The organism is Bacillus sp. GMs2/2 (genome assembly GCF_050172095.1).
In the GTDB taxonomy this organism is placed as follows: domain Bacteria; phylum Bacillota; class Bacilli; order Bacillales; family Bacillaceae_G; genus Bacillus_A; species Bacillus_A cereus.
Map to the genome: position 1 here is coordinate 1 of NZ_JBNLYE010000545.1, position 2,047 is coordinate 2,047.

Below are 2,047 nucleotides of genomic sequence, written 5' to 3' on the forward strand. Positions count from 1 at the left end.
ATAATTAATGTAGGTAAAAAGAAAAAAATCCCAAAATACAAAAACCAAATTTTAGGATATATATTATTAATATTGAATTCATATACAATTTAAAAAGCTACACTGAGCAAAAAGCAAAAAAGCTGCCCCATATGGACAGCTCATTTACATAATTATCGTTATCAGGAATACACAAACAAATCACTTCAATATCATCTTAATTGTAGTTTGTTCGGCTCTTCTTCAGGGATATCTCTATGTTTGTAATGAATCATTTTTACATCATTTCCTTTTATGCGAAAAATAATTGTGTCCTCTCCATAAGGCGGATTGTGTGCACCCTCAAAAGTTTAAATTTTAAAATCCCTCATTAACTAGCTCTTTTATCGAGTTTAATTTTGAAGAAAGCTCGATAAACCATTCTTCATCCCCCGTTAATAATGCAAGATCTATAAGATAAAGGATTTGTTCCTTATTTATTACCTTTGATTCAGGGAGTTTGTTAACGTGTTTACTAAAGAGTAAAATCGCTTCGTTTATTGTGTACTGGCCGTCACGTTTCACAATACTAACTGTAACTATATCCTCTACATCATCAAGTGATACAATATAACCAACTATTAATTCACCTTCATTTGATATTCCACGAACCCAATCTCCTACTTTTAAAACATGATTATTATTTGACATCATACCGTTTCACCTTCCTATAAATATTTTTTGTGACGATAAAAAAGATATAAAAACAATTATACTGTAATATTTTTCATTACATTTAAGTGTTAAGAACTCACGGCTATATAATAATTAAGCCGCTTAACGCTCTTGATTGATAAGATCAACAACTTCTTTCATTGTATAATTCTTTAAGTATTCACCTAGATGCTCTTCAGCACCTAAGAAAATAGCGAAAAGAACTTTTCGCATGTTCGAACCTACAACACACTGATTGTTTGATTCTGGACACTTCGGCTGCAAAGCACCTTCAGAGGTTATCTGATAAATATGCCAAAGATTAATTTCATCTAAATCGCGAGCGAAAATAAAACCTCCACCAGTTCCCTCTTTCGATTGTATAAACTTATGTTTTTTTAACAAACTTAGTACTTTGCGAATGCGTACTGGGTGAACACCTGCACTTTCTGAAATAGCATTACTTGTTGACATCCGATCTGGCTGTAAAGCTAAATAAGTTAAACTGTGTATGGCCAAGGTAAAGTCGCTGTTCATTGTTTTCCTCCTACGATCAAAAATATTGTTTCTCATATATTAACTGTAGCCATAAATATTACAGATAGGTTAGAACGTTAATACATATAGAATACTTCTTGCCATAAAAAATTAATTCTCTTATATTCTATCCGGTCCCACCTATATCTGATAACTTCATTTAGCTTTTTAAGTTGAAAATAAAATTAAACACTCCACTGTTTCTTCACTTGTTCTTCTGCCAATTGTTTAATTTTTGTCCATATCGTATCTTTACTTACAATAACATTTGTTTGATAATTTCTATCGTTATAATTGACTGTAACACATACTTCTATCATTTTCTGCTTCCTCCTTTCATACCACTTTCCCTAAAAAATATTACTTATTAATTAGCCAACTTTTGCAATTCAATGTTCAAAAACGTTCGAACGCTACGTGGTAAAAATTTACGAATTTCTTCCTCATTAAAACCAATCTGCAATCTTTTCTCGTCCAGCATAATTGGGCGACGTAACATTAGTGGATGCTCAATTATTAATGTATAAAATTCATTGAGCGAGAGCTCCTCAATATTTATATTTAAGTCCTGAAAAGTTTTGGATCTAGTTGAAATAATTTCAGTAGCCCCCTCTTCAGTTAAACGAAGAATCGATTTAAGCTCATCAACTGTCATAGAATTTGATACGATGTTTTTTTCAATATAATCAATTTGATGCTCTTCAAGCCATGCTTTCGCTTTTCGGCATGAAGCACAGCTTGCTGTTGTATATAGAATTACCATATTTAACTCACTCCTTTAATGTTATGAAACGTACATTTTAAACATCGGTTATTGAAATGTATTAAAAAAAATTAC

General features: G+C 31.5%; 4 protein-coding genes and 1 pseudogene. All 5 read right to left on the bottom strand.

Annotated elements, in window-relative coordinates:
• Positions 1–191: 191 nt before the first annotated feature.
• Positions 192–329, bottom strand: a pseudogene (locus ACQGS6_RS27150) (DUF3888 domain-containing protein); the annotation flags it as partial.
• A 7-nt stretch (positions 330–336) separates the two neighbouring features.
• Entirely contained in the window at positions 337–672 is a 336-nt protein-coding gene (locus tag ACQGS6_RS27155; protein WP_000987462.1) for an IDEAL domain-containing protein, read from the bottom strand.
• A 123-nt stretch (positions 673–795) separates the two neighbouring features.
• Positions 796–1,209, bottom strand: a complete 414-nt coding sequence (gene saiR, locus ACQGS6_RS27160) for an Rrf2-family transcriptional regulator SaiR (RefSeq protein WP_001083465.1) — start codon at positions 1,207–1,209, stop codon at positions 796–798.
• A gap of 185 nt (positions 1,210–1,394) precedes the next feature.
• A complete protein-coding gene (locus ACQGS6_RS27165) occupies positions 1,395–1,529 on the bottom strand; it encodes a BA3454 family stress response protein (protein ID WP_000573532.1) in 135 nt (44 codons plus the stop codon).
• 47 nt (positions 1,530–1,576) lie between these two features.
• Positions 1,577–1,972 (bottom strand): transcriptional regulator SpxA, encoded by a 396-nt coding sequence (gene spxA, locus ACQGS6_RS27170; RefSeq protein WP_000236190.1) that lies wholly within the window; start codon positions 1,970–1,972, stop codon positions 1,577–1,579.
• Positions 1,973–2,047 lie beyond the last annotated feature (75 nt).

Excerpts from the sequence above, each read along its gene's own strand:
- spxA (WP_000236190.1), bottom strand. The coding sequence starts at position 1,972 with ATGGTAATTCTATATACAACAGCAAGCTGTGCTTCATGCCGAAAAGCG.
- ACQGS6_RS27165 (WP_000573532.1), bottom strand. The coding sequence starts at position 1,529 with ATGATAGAAGTATGTGTTACAGTCAATTATAACGATAGAAATTATCAA.
- saiR (WP_001083465.1), bottom strand. The coding sequence starts at position 1,209 with ATGAACAGCGACTTTACCTTGGCCATACACAGTTTAACTTATTTAGCT.
- ACQGS6_RS27155 (WP_000987462.1), bottom strand. The coding sequence starts at position 672 with ATGATGTCAAATAATAATCATGTTTTAAAAGTAGGAGATTGGGTTCGT.